Below are 14,887 nucleotides of genomic sequence, written 5' to 3' on the forward strand. Positions count from 1 at the left end.
CGTGGTGGTCTTCGTCCAGGACGGAGTGCGGGTGATCGTGGGGCATCGCCTGGCCGTGGGTGTCGACATCTGCGTGGTGTTCGTGGCCGGCACGATCCGGGTGGTGGGTGTGGTCTGTTTCCGGAGCGGGGTGATCACCATGGTGATCGCCGGAATGGTGGGGAGTGCTCATTACGTTCCTTCCGCTCAACCCGGTCGGGGTTGAGATGATGGGTAAAACTGATCAGGATAAGACGGTGTAGCCGGCCTCCTCGATGGCCCGGCGAACCATCTCCGGAGGTACGACACCGGTGACCGTGACGGTGGAAACACCACCAGCAGCGAGATCAACCTGGACGTCGTCGACCTGGGGAAGGGCCTGAAGGGCCTGGGTCACGCTTTTCGCGCAGTGCCCGCAGGTCAGGCCGGTGACCTGGTAGCTAGGGGAGGACCCTCCTACTGACGAGTCGCTGGCGGCAGGGATGGAGGCGGTGTCGGCACGTGAGGCAGGTCCGCAACAGCTGCAGCTGTGGGAGGCTATCGGCAAGAGGCGGGGCGGGGAGGTGATCATGGGAAAGCTCCTACGGGTCGGTGGGATGCGGCGATGCTACTCTCTAGCATATACCCCAAGGGGGTATATTTGGAAGGGGGTGGAGGGCACGGCCCTCACGCGGGGCAGGGTGCGGTCACCGAGCAGCCTCCTCACTGTCGGGAGGGGACAGCGGGAGGCGGAGGGCAAACACCGCTCCGCGACCGGGTCCGGGGGAGGTGGCGGTGAGAGTGCCGCCGTGGGCCTCGATCAATGCCTTGGAGATGGTCAGACCGATACCGGCCCCGCCGTTGTCCCGGCTGCGGGCGGCATCCCCCCGGTAGAAGCGTTCGAAGATGTGTCCGAGCTGGCCAGGTGGGATGCCCTCGCCGTCATCGGCGACGTGGATGAGCGCGGTGGACGCCCCCTGTCGGTGGACGCTGATCCGGACCTGCCCGCCGGCCGGGGTGTGCCGTAGCGCGTTCGACAGGAGATTGCTCATCACCTGGCCGAAGCGTTGCCGGTCCACGATCACCCGGGCGGTGTCCGTAATGGTCTCGACCTGTAAATCGACGCCTTTGTCAGCATAAGCTTCCCCCGCGGCAGCAGCGGCGGTATGGAGCAGATCCCCGAGCCCTTCCTCCGCCAGGTCCAAATCGATCCGGTGTTCCTGGGCCCGGGAGACATCGTCAATGTCTTCCATCAACCGGGCCAGGCGGGCGAGTTGGTCAGCCATGATCGTGTGGGTGGCATTATTCCAGTCCACAACCCCGTCCTGGAGACCATCGAGGTAGACCGTGAGCACCGATAAGGGGGTGCCCATTTCGTGGGCCAGATCAGAGAGCATCTGGCGGCGGACCTGTTCGGTGTGTTCCAGCCGGTCGGCCATGGTGTTGAAGGCATGCGCCAGGGTGGTGACCTCGGGGCCTGCTTCTCCGGCGGGCACGCGGATACGGTAGTTGCCGGCCGTCAGGCTGGTAGCGGCGCGGGTGAGATTCTGCAGGGGGGTGCGCAGGCGACGCGATAACCACAGGCTGGCCAGCAGGGCGCTGATCAAGGCGGTGGGCAGGGCGACGGCCAGGGTGATCAGGTTGGCGTCCCGGTAGGCCTGCTCGGCATGGAACAGCTCCAGCGAGGGGTCCTCCTGGCCGGTCATCAACATATGATCATGGAACAGGGTCGGGCCCACCATCGTGGCCACGGCCGCGGCCACCAGCAGGCTCATCACCACGACCAACACCTGGGCGGCCAGGAAGCGGAAGGTCAGGCCGGGTCCGTGATTCATGGCTGCCCCACCCGGTAGCCCACGCCACGCACGGTGTCGATAAACCCCCGGCCCCGGGTGTCGGTGCCGAGCTTGCGACGCAAGTTGCCGATGTGGACATCGACGATGCGTTCATCACCGACCCAGGTGGTGTCCCAGACCTCGGTGACCAGGTCGTGGCGGGTCAGCACCTGGCCGGGGCGCAGGGCCAGGGCAACCAGCAGCTCGAACTCCGTGCGGGTGAGCTCCACGGTCGTCTCCCCCACCCGCACCTGATGGGCGACGCGGTCAAGGATGAGGTCACCAACGATCAAGGGGGTGGTCACCTGCGGTGGGGTGATGCTGGTGCGCGGGCGGCGCAGCACCGCATGCACCCGGGTCACCAGTTCCCGGATGCTAAAAGGTTTGGTGATGTAGTCATCCGCCCCCAGGGTCAAACCGCTGATCTTGTCGTCCTCGCTGCCACGCGCGGTGAGCATGAGGATGTAGCAGTCCGAGAAGGTGCGGATCCGTCGGCACACCTCCAGGCCGTCGAGTTCGGGTAGCCCCAGATCTAGCACCACAACATCGGGGGAAAAGCGACGGGCCTCGTCTAAGGCCTGGGTGCCGGTGTGTGCCTGGCGGGTATCGAAGCCGGCCCGGATGAGGTAGGAGGCCACCATCTGAGCCAGGGGTTGTTCATCATCGACGACCAGCACCCGCCCCGGGGGCGTGGCGGTGGTCGGTGTGCGGTCATCCATACACCCCAGTATCGCTCCGGCCAGGGGGAATACCAACCTCGCTCAGTGCCCGGCGGGGAAATCTTCATCAAATCTTCAAACATCACCCTTCGACCGCCGTCACCCCTGTGCCCCACCCCGGGCCGGCGGCATCGCCTCCCCTGGTCGGTTCAGCAGGCGCCACCAGGGATTTCACTGCCTGCACCGCATACCCGGGGCGGGTAGAAGGACATCGCCCACGGCTGTGGGGTGGTGTCCCGGTGGTGACCCAGCCCACCGAATTCACCCCCTTTTCGCCCTGTTATAGTGCTGTGAGCAAGGTTTTTGATTTCTAGTCCGTCAGGCACCCGTGCTAGAAAAAGGTATGGCATCGACCTTGAGGCGGTGTCTTCTCACGGTCTTACCACGATCCAAGGAGATTGACGTGAAACGAGCAGCGATCGCAGCCGCCGCCCTTGCCCTCGCCCTCACGGGGTGTTCGGCCGCCGACCCGGAACCCACCGCCGACGGGACGGTGTCCCAGGATACATTCCTGACTACCCATGGCCTGGCCGCCATGGACGCGGTGGAGATCATTGATCACCTCGACCGGCAGAAGGTCACTGAGCGTCCCACGGATCTGATCGCCTCAGTGCGTGCAGATGAACTGCTGCTCTCGAGCGATGACCAGGAAGTCGTGGTCGATCTTCCCGACAATCAGACGTATGTCTCGATCGCGCCCTATCTCACCTCCACCCACGACTGCTTCTACCACAGCCTCACGACCTGCCTGGGGGAACTCGACAATGAGGATATCCAGGTCACGATCACCGATGAGGCGACCGGTGAGGTGCTAGTGGACGAGGCGACAACCACCTTCGACAATGGGTTTATTGGCTTCTGGCTTCCTGATGATGCCACCGTCCTGATTGAGGTCAGCTACCAGGGGCGTACCGGCACCACGGAGCTTTCCACCACCGACGACGGTGCCACCTGTGTCACAGACCTGCGCCTGACGTGATGGCTCAGCAGAGTCCTCACCTGCGCCTGTCTCCCGTATCACTGAAATCTTGCACCAAGAAAGGTTAAATCATGACGAACGCGTCTTCCCGACGACAGTTTCTGCTCGGCGGGCTCATCCTCGCCGGCACCGGGGCCCTGACCGCCTGCACCAGCAACCCTTGACCCGCTGCCTCGGGATCAGGTCCCTCCCTTCGCCCCACTCCCACCCCCACTGCGCTCGGTGAGCCGACGGTGCGCCGGACACTGACCGCCCGGCCCCTCTCCTTGGATATCGGCGGCATCGAAGCCAAGACGTGGGGATACGTCTCTGACACCGGGGATGCGGCCATTGAGGCCACCGCCGGCGACGTCCTCCAGGTCGATATCACCAATGAACTGCCTGAGAGCACCTCCATCCACTGGCATGGCATCGCACTCCACAACGCAGCCGACGGTGTGCCCGGCATGACCCAGAACCCCATTGAACCTGGCGAGTCTTTCTCCTATGTTTTTGAAGTCCCCCACGGTAGCACCTACTTCTACCATTCCCACACCGGCCTGCAGCTTGATCGCGGCCTCCACGCCCCACTGATCATCCGTGACCCGCAAGACGCTGAGGACCAGGACGTCGAGTGGACCATCGTGCTCGACGACTGGGTCGATGGCATTCAGGGCACTCCCGACGATGAGCTCGACAAGCTCACCGGAATGGGTTCGGGCGACCATAACGGGGGGATGGGAATGGGAGGTCACGGCCAGATGGTGCACGGCACCCCGGACCGGGTACTGGGCGGGGATGCCGGCGATGTGATGTATCCGCACTACCTCATCAACGGACGTATCCCCCGTGCTCACCGGACCTTCAAGGCTCGCCCGGGCGACAAGGCCCGCCTGCGGTTTATCAACTCCGGCGGTGACACCATCTTCAAGGTGGCCCTCGGTGGTCACCGCATGACCGTCACCCACACCGACGGCTTCCCTGTCCAGCCCTGGGAGACCGAATCGATCTACCTGTCGATGGGCGAGCGTGTCGACGTCGAGGTCATCCTCGGCGACGGCGTCTTCCCGCTCACGGCTTTGGCGGTGGGTAAGGACGACCGCGCCTTCGCCGTCATCCGCACCGCCGGCGGCCAGGCCCCCCGCCCCGATGTCGACTTCCCCGAGTTGTCGTCCACCGGACTGCTTCTGTCCTCCCTGAAGCCAGCAGGCCGTGCACTCCTGCCCGAGGGCACACCAGACCGAGAAGTCAGCATCGACCTGGGCGGGCAGATGATGCCGTATGAATGGAGCATTCTCACCGACGGCCAATCCTCCTCCGCGACTGTGCAGGAGGGTCAGCGCCTGCGGATGGTCATGCGCAACAGGACCATGATGCCCCATCCCATGCACATCCACGGTCACACGTGGGCGCTGCCCGGCAGCGGCGGGCTACGCAAAGACACCGTCCTTCTCCGCCGGGGTGAAACCATGATCGCCGACCTGATCGCTGAGAACCCCGGTGAGTGGGCATTTCACTGCCATAACGCCTATCACATGGAAACCGGGATGGTCAGCTCGCTTCGCTACGAGTAACCCCCACAGCAGGGTTGAGTGCCGAGGTGGGCAGAGTCGTTGCAGACCACCCACCGGGCAGCACGATGACCTTCCTCGGTGTTGTGGTCTTCAGGGACAACCAGAACACCGTCTTCTTCCCCACCGCCCGGCCGCGGTGTTCCTGAGGGAGGTCACCGCCGATGACATCCTTGATGTCGCCCTGCCATTGGCCGAGGAGGCACCAGCATCATGACCGTTGATGTGATGGCGCAGTTGGCGATCGGCCAGCAGTTCGCCGACGCCGCGGCCACCGGGTCACTGATGATCGGCATCCTGGCTGCGGCAGCTGCAGGTCTGATCTCGTTCGCTTCCCCGTGCGTCGGGTGCTGTTGCAAAGTTGGGCGGAGAGCAGCGAAGACTCAGTTTCTCATTCCCTGATGGCCGCTGCGTGTGGGCGTTCTCAGGCCGTCTCGAAGACCCGGTTGACGATCACCGCGTCCGGGTTCGGTTGCCCGTAGGCAAACATCGTGCCTTGCCCTTTCCGCAATGAGTGCAGATAGTGCCCCGTGATGTGGTGGGAATCGGTTCCGCGTCTGGTCAGTCGCAGTGATCAACGAGTTCCGTGTTTTGATCATATCCGTTGCTGGCGTTGAGGGCGTGCTGCTTGGCGGCGATGACGGCTCGGAGTTCGCCCATGGAGCTCTCTGAGAGGTAGCGGCGACCGACTTGCCATTCGTCGTGTTGGTCGATCACCACCGAGGTCGCCAGCCGCAGGAAGGCCTCCGGGTTGGGGAAGATTTCTACGACGTCGGCGCGGCGTTTGATCTCTTTGTTGAGCCGCTCGATGGGGTTGTTGGACCAGATCTTCTGCCAGTGTCCGCGGGGGAACGCGGTGAACGCCAGCACGTCCGTTTTGGCCTCGCGCATCATCTGGTGCGCCTTGGGGAACGAGCCGGCGAAGGTGTCGGCGACCTGGTCCCACTGCGCGGCCACATCCTTGGGGTCGGTGTGGGCGAAGATCGTCTTGACCGCCGCGGTCACCGCGGGTGCGTGCTTTGACGCCACCGTGCCGTGCAGGTTGCGCATGAAGTGCACCCGGCAGCGCTGCCAGGAGGCGCCCACAAACTGCTTGGCTACGGCCGCCTTGAGGCCCGCATGGGCGTCGGAGATGACCAGGTGCACCCCGGATAGCCCACGGGCCTTCAGGGAGCGCAGGAAGTCATTCCAGAACTCGTACGACTCACTGTCCCCGACCGCCGTGCCGAGCACTTCGCGGGTGCCATCAGCGGAAACGCCAGTGGCCACGACCATGGCATGAGATACCACGTGCGCACCGATACGGACCTTGCAGAACGTCGCGTCAGCGAACACGTACGGGAACTCGGTGTGGGCCAGCGTGCGGGTACGGAACGCCTCCACTTCGGCGTCGAGCTCGGCGCAGATGCGGGACACCTCAGACTTCGAGATGCCAGTGTCCACACCGAGAGCCCGTACGAGATCGTCCACTGCACGTGTAGAGACCCCGTGTACGTAGGCCTGCATGATCACCGCGTACAGGGCCCGGTCGATGCGCCGGCGCCGCTCGAGCAGAGCGGGGAAGAACGACCCCGATCGCAGCTTCGGGATCCGCGCCTCGATATCGCCGGCCGGGGTCGAGACAGTCTTGTTTCGGTACCCGTTGCGGTGCGTGGTGCGGTCCTCGTTGCGCTCGTACCTGCCGGCGCCGATCTTGGCTGAGGCTTCAGCCTCGATCAGCGCCTGCAGGCCGGCCCGCACCAGTTCGGCGAACATCGCCTGCGGATCGGCGGACAGGAGTGCATCCAACTGGGCGTGTACGCCAGAATGGGAGTGGGTCATCGCGTGGTGTGTCCTTCCGTGAGCTACTTGGTCGTAACTCATTGACCACTACGCGATGGCCCACCCCCTTGGCGGGCCGCCACACCGTCGTCAGCCCAAACCCCGGCCCCCAAACCCCACCACTCCAGGGGACTTACCCCAGTAGGACTGCCGTGGTCAACAGCATGCGTCTGTCTCTAACTATTTATTTCCGCGATGCTGTAGAGGTTTGGAAGCGAGAAAGAAGTCAGCGGTGATCGGTGGCTCCGTTCGCCAGTTCCCAGGTCCTCTGAAAGAACCCGGGCACTGACTAGTGAACACAAGATCCAGCTCGTAGCAGGTGTATCCCGCACAATCGACTACCTAGATGCCTCCCATTTAATGGTGCTGGAGTGCTGGCGAGACTAGTTCGAGGTCGACGCATCAGAACGTGAGCACAATGCGACCGTTCACCTGCCCGGCGTCGAACCTTCGATGAGCTTCGACAGCATCGGCGGCAGGGTAGGCGGCGGCCACATCTAACGGAAGTACTCCCGCCTCGGCCAGGTCACGCAGGCCGACGATGGCAGCGTGATCGGTCATGTGCTGGCGGACGTTGACCATGGCCGACGTGATGCCTCGGTCCAGGTTGCCCAGATCAGTTCGCGTTGACACGACGCGGCCACCGTCGCGCACGACAGGTAGGTGCTGCTCGTGTGCCGGAGTTGTGTCGAACAGGCCGTCCACTCCACTGGGGGCCGTGATCTGCATCTGTTGGAGAAACTCAGCGCTCCGCGGCACGAAATCATCGGCCCCCAAGCGACGCATCAGGTCGAGGTCCCTGTCGGCAGCCAACGCAATCACCCGGAGACCGTCGGCATGAGCGAGGGCGACGACGAAGCGGCCCACAGCACCGCCGGCACCTGCCACCAATAGCGAGTCGCCCTTGTTAAGGCCGAGTAGATCCAACCCGGCCCGAGCGGTAAGTGCGGGCATGAGGAAAGAGGCGGCCTGCTCAGCGCTGGAACCGAGCGGTGCTTTCGTTACCGACTCGGCAGGCAGCACCACGTATTCGCTGTACCCGCCGTGAGTGCCGAAGCTGTTGACTAGCGCCACCGCGTCTGTGCCGAGTGTCAGGTCGCTGGATTCATCAACACCGGGGCCGATGGCATCGACGACCCCAGAAACATCCATACCGGGGACATAGGGTTGGGGGGTGTCGCTGTACCACTCAGCTAATGCGCCTTGGCGCAGCATCACGTCAGCGGGGTGAATCGCGGCCGCCTTAACCCGCAACCGAATCTCGCCCGTGCCGGGCTCAGGGGTCGGCAGCTCAACCGTGTGCAGCACGTCGGGGCCGCCATAGCTCGTCAAACCTATTGCTTTCATCTCTACTTCCTTGAAGTGGTCTGAGTTTGTGGGGAGTGGAGTATCGCGCGGCGTAGACGCCAGCGCGGTTTTCTGGGTCATACGAGGTGCAGTATTCGCTCCAAGGGGTATCCGAGGGAGGATTGCAACTGGCGCCAATGATACCGCTGCATCTAACTGTGTGTGGGGGCCTGAATCCCGGAAAGAGGAGAAGGAGTTTCATCAAAAGGCGAAGGTAATCTTGGCGGTTTATGAATGCTTGGAGGCGTTTTGAGAGCGACAGCCGCATCGCGGGTCGCCCCTTGAGGTTCTGGGAGCCAGGCATACTGGGCAGATCGAGGTGGGAGATCTACGTAGGGGCCAACAACCTGGGCCCCTGAATTCCGTCAGCTGAGCTCACGGATCAATGTGCTGGGTGGCGACTAGTCATCATTCACGTAGTACGCGATGGTTTCCTCATCGAGGTTCCAGGCTTCGTCGACGGCAGATCCGGAAACAGCAAGCTGTAGTGAGTCGAGGATCATGTGCCAGCCCATTCCGAACTCCCTGGCGGGTTCCCTCGGGACCTCGCGGTGATTCAGGGAAAGCCTGGAGCCATCGGCAGTTGGTTGAATCTCCCATTTCACGATGGAAGGCGTGGGTACTCCATCCCAGTTCCACGAATGCTCTAGGTGGCCAGCCCCAGTTGTAGGCGCTTGAAGCGAGATGACGTCGCCGGTGGCTTGACCTTCGTCGCCGAAGTCGTACAGGACTTGTCCGCCGACAAGGGGTGAAATGGTGGACCCTGGCAGCCACTTGGAGAGTTTGTCGGGATCGACTAACCACTGCCATACAACCGATGGGGAAAATGGGAAATGTCGCTCGAAGTGGATCTGGAATGATCCGTCTTTGCCGATGCCGAGGGAGCCGCGATGAAGCCCCGGATCGTCCGTTTTTGAGGTCATGATTAGCCTTCCTTTTTCATTTCGGACTCGAGTCGGTCGAGAGCTGCGTTCCAACGTTGTCGCTGAGCTTCGAGCCAAATTAAGGGTCCCTCGAGGGCGTCTTTGTTCAGTGAGTAGATGCGTTGTCGTCCGCGAGGTTCGACCTCTAAAATCTCGCTCGCGGAAAGGATGTTGAGGTGCTGTGAGATGGCGGGACGGGAGACGGAAAAATGCCGTGCAATCTCACCGGCGGGACGGGGACCGGTGGCCACCAGCTGGATGATCTTCCTTCGGGTGGGGTCAGCGAGGGCTTCGAATCCGTCCATGACTAAAGAGTAAGTGTCAGCTTACATAACTGTCAAGGGTGTGGACCGTCAATTCCCCACGCTATTGACCCACTCTCCGCCCGCTGCCACACTTGCTCCCAATGATTCATTCTGATTTTCGTGACCTCTATGACCAGCAGCTGCGCACGTCCGCAGAGGTGGAGTCGGCCTCCAGCTACATCCGTCTGGGGCCGCTGTGGCTGGCTAAGTACCCTGGCCAGGGGTTTGTCACTTATCGATCCATCGCGCCCGAACTAGACCTGGAAGCGCTCATCGGGGAGGCGCTGGCCTACTTCTCTGCGGATCCGAGCATCGAGGAAGTTGAGTGGAAAACTCGCCAGCACGATGATCTCCCGGATCTCTCCCGTTTGCTGGTCAAAAACGGCTTCGTTTTCGATGAGCCGGAAACGGTGAGATAGTGCCCCGTGATGTGGTGGGAATCGGTTCCGCGTCTGGTCAGTCGCAGTGATCAACGAGTTCCGTGTTTTGATCATATCCGTTGCTGGCGTTGAGGGCGTGCTGCTTGGCGGCGATGACGGCTCGGAGTTCGCCCATGGAGCTCTCTGAGAGGTAGCGGCGACCGACTTGCCATTCGTCGTGTTGGTCGATCACCACCGAGGTCGCCAGCCGCAGGAAGGCCTCCGGGTTGGGGAAGATTTCTACGACGTCGGCGCGGCGTTTGATCTCTTTGTTGAGCCGCTCGATGGGGTTGTTGGACCAGATCTTCTGCCAGTGTCCGCGGGGGAACGCGGTGAACGCCAGCACGTCCGTTTTGGCCTCGCGCATCATCTGGTGCGCCTTGGGGAACGAGCCGGCGAAGGTGTCGGCGACCTGGTCCCACTGCGCGGCCACATCCTTGGGGTCGGTGTGGGCGAAGATCGTCTTGACCGCCGCGGTCACCGCGGGTGCGTGCTTTGACGCCACCGTGCCGTGCAGGTTGCGCATGAAGTGCACCCGGCAGCGCTGCCAGGAGGCGCCCACAAACTGCTTGGCTACGGCCGCCTTGAGGCCCGCATGGGCGTCGGAGATGACCAGGTGCACCCCGGATAGCCCACGGGCCTTCAGGGAGCGCAGGAAGTCATTCCAGAACTCGTACGACTCACTGTCCCCGACCGCCGTGCCGAGCACTTCGCGGGTGCCATCAGCGGAAACGCCAGTGGCCACGACCATGGCATGAGATACCACGTGCGCACCGATACGGACCTTGCAGAACGTCGCGTCAGCGAACACGTACGGGAACTCGGTGTGGGCCAGCGTGCGGGTACGGAACGCCTCCACTTCGGCGTCGAGCTCGGCGCAGATGCGGGACACCTCAGACTTCGAGATGCCAGTGTCCACACCGAGAGCCCGTACGAGATCGTCCACTGCACGTGTAGAGACCCCGTGTACGTAGGCCTGCATGATCACCGCGTACAGGGCCCGGTCGATGCGCCGGCGCCGCTCGAGCAGAGCGGGGAAGAACGACCCCGATCGCAGCTTCGGGATCCGCGCCTCGATATCGCCGGCCGGGGTCGAGACAGTCTTGTTTCGGTACCCGTTGCGGTGCGTGGTGCGGTCCTCGTTGCGCTCGTACCTGCCGGCGCCGATCTTGGCTGAGGCTTCAGCCTCGATCAGCGCCTGCAGGCCGGCCCGCACCAGTTCGGCGAACATCGCCTGCGGATCGGCGGACAGGAGTGCATCCAACTGGGCGTGTACGCCAGAATGGGAGTGGGTCATCGCGTGGTGTGTCCTTCCGTGAGCTACTTGGTCGTAACTCATTGACCACTACGCGATGGCCCACCCCCTTGGCGGGCCGCCACACCGTCGTCAGCCCAAACCCCGGCCCCCAAACCCCACCACTCCAGGGGACTTACCCTGAGTGCATCGCCTCCATCCCTTTCAACGTCCGATATGCAGATGTCCGGTTCTTAAACGCGCCTTTCGGCCCGAGGATCCGCTTCAGCCGACCATGGTCGCCTTCCAGGATGTTGTTGAGGTATTTAACCTGCCGGTGTTCCACTGTTGGCGGGCAGATTCCCTCTGACTTCAACTCGGCGATTGCCCTGGCTAGGGAGGGTGCTTTATCGGTGTTGATCACTCTGGGATACCCGGCTGACGCATTGGATCTGAGGGCCTTGGCCAGGAAACGCTTCGCTGCGGCCACGTTCCGCTTCGGAGAGAGGTAAAAGTCCAGGGTCTGGCCACCGGCGGTGATCGCCCGATAGAGGTAGCACCACCTGCCGCCGACCCGGATATAGGTCTCATCCACCTGCCAGGAACTGGCCTGCCAGTCAGGTACCTGCCGGTACCACCGTGTTTGCTTGTCCAGCTCAGGGCCGTATTTCTGGACCCAGCGGTAGATCGTGGTGTGATTGACCGGCACGCCCCGCTCAGTCATCATTTCCTCCAGATCGCGGTAGCTCACCCCGTAGCGGCAGTACTACCGCACTGCCCAAAGAATGATGTCACGGGGGAAATGACGACCGGAGAAGATACCCATGGCTGTGATTATTTCACGTCGCTCTTCCTACTGCCCCAACTTTGCAACAACACCTCTTCAATCCCATATAGACCCGTTGGGTCAAAATTGTTCACCGGGTCCCCACCAGCATAGGCATACCGATTCGCATGAACCGGATCCAAAGGTGCATCCAAAGAATCCTGCTGCGTCCACACCCCCTGATTCGAATCATAAAAACGAACACCAAACAAATAACGACCCGTACCACCACGATCAACCAAACCAAAACGGTAACGGAACGGATCAAACACATCACGCGGAACAACCGTAGTAATCTCATCACGAGCACCATAAGGATCAAACTCCTTAAAGTTAGCCGTCGTAGCATTATCCTTCACCAAACGAATATCAGAATCCACCGGATCAGATAAATACATATGAACACTCTTCTTATCCGTATCACGCAAGAACAACGCATTACCGGTTACCGGGTCATGCTCCACAAAAGCAGTAGCCCCATCATGACGAATCTTCTCAATCATCGGATTACCATACCGGTCATTCAGCCCGTGCGTATAAACAAAAGTACCCTCAGTAGAAGATTGTTGAGCAATCAACTGCTTCTGGCTCATACCAGCAAAGGTATTAGTCGTTGTGTTCGACCCATCCTTGAGCTCCGAGCCCACATTCTGATTCACCGAATTGTACGAGAGGTTCACCGCATCAGTTGACGTCAAGTTACCATCAGCATCATAAGCCCAATTATCACTGGTCATTTGGTTCTGAGCGTTGAAGGTATCAGCCTCACTGATAATCTGCCCGTCACCGGTGCTCTGCACGGTCTTGATTTTATTACCACGAGCATCATAGGTGTACTCATACTTACCCTCCGGGCTACCCGGGGTATTGACCGTGAGCAAATGCCCCGCAGCATCATAGGCATACGAGGTGACAAAACCAGTGCCGGTGGCCATATTAGCCGTGTACATGGCCTGAATCTTATCCACCGCGTTAGTAGCATTGACCGGACAAGAACGAGGGTCCACGCCCGGGACGTAGCAGTACTTCTTCTCAGTTAGAGTCCCTACGCTCTTAGGGTTAGTAGAGGTAACCGGTGCGCTTTTGGCTTTTTGAACCTTCTCACCGATTAGGTTACCTGAGCGGTCAAAGTCTGAATGTTTCCAGACTTCCCAGTTATCAGCGCTGGTATTAGCATCAGCCCCATACCAGGTATCTGCACCCAGCACGCTGGTGCCGTCGGTAACCAGGACGCGCTGCCCGGCGTAGCGGCTAATTTCGGGGTGTTCTGCCTCCCTCAACCAAATATCCAGCTCCGGGTTAAGGCAGATATCCCCGCCCTCATAGCGCACCACCTTGGCTTTGACGTCGGGGGAGAGGCTGACGTCCACGGTGTCTAGGTGGGTGCAGAAGCCAATGGCTGGAGCTTCTGTGCCAGTAGCCAGGGTGCTGCGTATCTTCGCGGTGAGCACGCAGGTATCGCTGAGACGCACATCGGCCGCCCCTGCTTCAAGAAGCTCCTTCTCTAGCAGGTGTGCCAGTTCCCACTGCCCCTGGCTGGTGGGCACAGTGCTTACGCTGGCATCACTCTGTGACGAGATGGCGGAGTAACGCAGAAAACGGGTGGCAAGGGCATCTTGAAGGGCGGCTGAAGAAGTCATGACACCAGTGTAAGCCAGGTCTCTCTATCCCATGACTTGGCAGTCGGGGCAACGGTAGCTGATGCGGTCTACATCCTCGGTGCGCTGGGTCAGGTGCCCGGGGGTGTAACGGGCGGCGCCGATGCCGGCGTCTGACATGTCTTCGCGGACGATGGTAGCTCCGCACCGGTAGCAGGGGCGGCCTGCTCTGCCATAGCACCAGAGCGGATCGGCACTGGTGTGAGTGACGCGGTGCGGCCGCTGTCGGTTGGCATCTAAAATCAGGCGGGCAATGGTTAGGACGCCGGGTAGATCGGGCACCTGCCCCACCGGGGTGCGCGGGTCCACGCCAGCTAGAAAGAGTGTTTCGGCGCGGTAAATCGTGCCAATACCTGCCAAATTTTTTTGGTCTAAGAGAGCAACGCCGATGGTGCGTTCGGGGCGTTGCAATAGGTTGGCGGCGGCGCGTTCTAAAGACCAATCGGGGCCCAGTAAGTCAGGGCCGAGGTAGGCGAGACGGTCAGCCTCTTGCTCGGTGGGGTAAGCCTCAAGGAGTCCCAGAGCGAACCCTACCGCCAGAACCGGTGTGCTGCCTTCAAGCACCTGCCCCGAGGCGTCCAGGCGGGCATTGGCTTTGATGAGGGCGCGCACTTGCTCAGCCGGCCGCCGCCACTTCTCCTTGCTACCATCCGGGTTGGTGCCGTAGAGGTGCCAAATTCCCTCCATTTTGAGGTGGGAATGAAGGGTGATTTCACCGATGCGGAGCAGGATGTGCTTACCCCTCGCCAGGGCACCGTGGATGGGTTGCCCAGCTAAATCAATTTCGGCAAGATCGGGGAAGCGCAAATCAGTTTTGTGGGCTGTTCTGCCGGATAGTCCCCGGTGTAGGGCTTGTGCCTGGCGCCATACGGTATCGCCCTCTGGCATGGTTTCTCCTCTGTGGGCAACAGCCCGGTCTGCACCAAGGGATTGGGGTCTTTGGTGATGTAAAAAAGTGGATTTCAGTAAGAAATTACTGGTCGGTAGGGTAATGCGTGTATAGTATCACTCGTGCTACACGCCTCTCCTGGCGGCGGGTAGCCTACCCACCACACAGTTGGAATCTCGGTTTATGCCCGGCGCATCCCCCACGAGCGTCATGAAGCAGCTAGAGATTTCACCCTCGGGCCGTCCCCCAAACTGCGGTCCTTCCCCTACCTGGAGGTCACTGATGGTTCTGTTGACAGTATTGATGGTTATTGTGCTGATGATGTCGGTTGGCGCGCTCTGCGTTCACCTGCATCGTAGTGTACGCGAATTCCGTGCGGGTTACGCAGAAGCAGAACACTACGTGACCACCTAGAACAGATCTT

General features: G+C 61.3%; 13 protein-coding genes and 3 pseudogenes. 4 read left to right on the plus strand and 12 right to left on the minus strand.

Annotated elements, in window-relative coordinates:
• Positions 1-223: 223 nt before the first annotated feature.
• The 3 genes from L6990_RS06870 to L6990_RS06880 form a co-directional block, all read right to left on the minus strand.
• Positions 224-550: a heavy-metal-associated domain-containing protein gene (locus L6990_RS06870; RefSeq protein WP_237203334.1), complete on the minus strand. Its 327-nt coding sequence runs from the start codon at positions 548-550 to the stop codon at positions 224-226.
• A 115-nt stretch (positions 551-665) separates the two neighbouring features.
• A complete protein-coding gene (locus L6990_RS06875; protein ID WP_237203335.1) occupies positions 666-1,793 on the minus strand; it encodes a sensor histidine kinase in 1,128 nt (375 codons plus the stop codon).
• Positions 1,790-2,512 (minus strand): response regulator transcription factor, encoded by a 723-nt coding sequence (locus L6990_RS06880; protein WP_237203336.1) that lies wholly within the window; start codon positions 2,510-2,512, stop codon positions 1,790-1,792. The genes L6990_RS06875 and L6990_RS06880 overlap by 4 nt, the downstream gene beginning before the upstream one ends.
• 403 nt (positions 2,513-2,915) lie before the next feature.
• Here L6990_RS06880 and L6990_RS06885 point away from each other — a divergent pair, with 403 nt between their 5' ends.
• The 3 genes and pseudogenes from L6990_RS06885 to L6990_RS06895 all read left to right on the plus strand — a co-directional run bounded on the left by L6990_RS06885 (position 2,916) and on the right by L6990_RS06895 (position 5,443).
• A complete protein-coding gene (locus tag L6990_RS06885) occupies positions 2,916-3,491 on the plus strand; it encodes a CueP family metal-binding protein (RefSeq protein WP_237203337.1) in 576 nt (191 codons plus the stop codon).
• Between the two features lie 71 nt (positions 3,492-3,562).
• A pseudogene (locus L6990_RS06890) lies at positions 3,563-5,044 on the plus strand (multicopper oxidase family protein).
• Between the two features lie 210 nt (positions 5,045-5,254).
• On the plus strand, positions 5,255-5,443 hold the full coding sequence (locus L6990_RS06895) for a hypothetical protein (RefSeq protein WP_237203338.1): 189 nt from the start codon (positions 5,255-5,257) through the stop codon (positions 5,441-5,443).
• Between the two features lie 22 nt (positions 5,444-5,465).
• Here L6990_RS06895 and L6990_RS06900 read toward each other — a convergent pair.
• The 5 genes and pseudogenes from L6990_RS06900 to L6990_RS06920 form a co-directional block, all read right to left on the minus strand.
• Positions 5,466-5,561, minus strand: a pseudogene (locus tag L6990_RS06900) (IS6 family transposase); the annotation flags it as partial.
• Positions 5,562-5,602: 41 nt separating this feature from the next.
• Complete coding sequence (locus L6990_RS06905) at positions 5,603-6,862, minus strand: IS256 family transposase (protein ID WP_163376561.1); 1,260 nt, start codon at positions 6,860-6,862, stop codon at positions 5,603-5,605.
• A 402-nt stretch (positions 6,863-7,264) separates the two neighbouring features.
• Entirely contained in the window at positions 7,265-8,290 is a 1,026-nt protein-coding gene (locus L6990_RS06910; protein WP_237203339.1) for an NADP-dependent oxidoreductase, read from the minus strand.
• A 320-nt stretch (positions 8,291-8,610) separates the two neighbouring features.
• Complete coding sequence (locus L6990_RS06915; protein WP_237203340.1) at positions 8,611-9,132, minus strand: SRPBCC domain-containing protein; 522 nt, start codon at positions 9,130-9,132, stop codon at positions 8,611-8,613.
• A gap of 2 nt (positions 9,133-9,134) precedes the next feature.
• Entirely contained in the window at positions 9,135-9,437 is a 303-nt protein-coding gene (locus tag L6990_RS06920; protein WP_237203341.1) for a metalloregulator ArsR/SmtB family transcription factor, read from the minus strand.
• Between the two features lie 101 nt (positions 9,438-9,538).
• Here L6990_RS06920 and L6990_RS06925 point away from each other — a divergent pair, with 101 nt between their 5' ends.
• Positions 9,539-9,856 carry a hypothetical protein gene (locus L6990_RS06925; RefSeq protein ID WP_237203342.1) on the plus strand — a complete coding sequence of 106 codons (318 nt, stop codon included), beginning with the start codon at positions 9,539-9,541 and terminating at the stop codon, positions 9,854-9,856.
• Positions 9,857-9,893: 37 nt separating this feature from the next.
• Here the strand turns inward: L6990_RS06925 and L6990_RS06930 are convergent, their stop codons facing one another.
• From L6990_RS06930 to L6990_RS06945, 4 genes and pseudogenes are all read right to left on the minus strand, one after another.
• Positions 9,894-11,153 carry an IS256 family transposase gene (locus L6990_RS06930; protein ID WP_163376561.1) on the minus strand — a complete coding sequence of 420 codons (1,260 nt, stop codon included), beginning with the start codon at positions 11,151-11,153 and terminating at the stop codon, positions 9,894-9,896.
• A gap of 133 nt (positions 11,154-11,286) precedes the next feature.
• Positions 11,287-11,916, minus strand: a pseudogene (locus tag L6990_RS06935) (IS6 family transposase).
• Between the two features lie 8 nt (positions 11,917-11,924).
• Positions 11,925-13,556 carry an RHS repeat-associated core domain-containing protein gene (locus L6990_RS06940; RefSeq protein WP_237203343.1) on the minus strand — a complete coding sequence of 544 codons (1,632 nt, stop codon included), beginning with the start codon at positions 13,554-13,556 and terminating at the stop codon, positions 11,925-11,927.
• A 24-nt stretch (positions 13,557-13,580) separates the two neighbouring features.
• The gene (locus L6990_RS06945) at positions 13,581-14,462 is read right to left on the minus strand and encodes a DNA-formamidopyrimidine glycosylase family protein (RefSeq protein WP_237203344.1); all 882 of its coding nucleotides are present in this window, start codon (positions 14,460-14,462) and stop codon (positions 13,581-13,583) included.
• Positions 14,463-14,887 lie beyond the last annotated feature (425 nt).

It is taken from the genome of Rothia endophytica (assembly GCF_928381505.1).
Classification (GTDB): Bacteria; Actinomycetota; Actinomycetes; order Actinomycetales; family Micrococcaceae; genus Rothia; species Rothia endophytica_A.

What these genes read in the sequence shown, in the direction of transcription:
- L6990_RS06910 (WP_237203339.1), bottom strand. Translation starts at nt 8,290, where the DNA reads ATGACCCAGAAAACCGCGCTGGCGTCTACGCCGCGCGATACTCCACTC.
- L6990_RS06875 (WP_237203335.1), bottom strand. Translation starts at nt 1,793, where the DNA reads ATGAATCACGGACCCGGCCTGACCTTCCGCTTCCTGGCCGCCCAGGTG.
- L6990_RS06930 (WP_163376561.1), bottom strand. Translation starts at nt 11,153, where the DNA reads ATGACCCACTCCCATTCTGGCGTACACGCCCAGTTGGATGCACTCCTG.
- L6990_RS06870 (WP_237203334.1), bottom strand. Translation starts at nt 550, where the DNA reads ATGATCACCTCCCCGCCCCGCCTCTTGCCGATAGCCTCCCACAGCTGC.
- L6990_RS06905 (WP_163376561.1), bottom strand. Translation starts at nt 6,862, where the DNA reads ATGACCCACTCCCATTCTGGCGTACACGCCCAGTTGGATGCACTCCTG.
- L6990_RS06940 (WP_237203343.1), bottom strand. Translation starts at nt 13,556, where the DNA reads ATGACTTCTTCAGCCGCCCTTCAAGATGCCCTTGCCACCCGTTTTCTG.
- L6990_RS06915 (WP_237203340.1), bottom strand. Translation starts at nt 9,132, where the DNA reads ATGACCTCAAAAACGGACGATCCGGGGCTTCATCGCGGCTCCCTCGGC.
- L6990_RS06925 (WP_237203342.1), top strand. Translation starts at nt 9,539, where the DNA reads ATGATTCATTCTGATTTTCGTGACCTCTATGACCAGCAGCTGCGCACG.
- L6990_RS06920 (WP_237203341.1), bottom strand. Translation starts at nt 9,437, where the DNA reads ATGGACGGATTCGAAGCCCTCGCTGACCCCACCCGAAGGAAGATCATC.
- L6990_RS06945 (WP_237203344.1), bottom strand. Translation starts at nt 14,462, where the DNA reads ATGCCAGAGGGCGATACCGTATGGCGCCAGGCACAAGCCCTACACCGG.
- L6990_RS06895 (WP_237203338.1), top strand. Translation starts at nt 5,255, where the DNA reads ATGACCGTTGATGTGATGGCGCAGTTGGCGATCGGCCAGCAGTTCGCC.
- L6990_RS06880 (WP_237203336.1), bottom strand. Translation starts at nt 2,512, where the DNA reads ATGGATGACCGCACACCGACCACCGCCACGCCCCCGGGGCGGGTGCTG.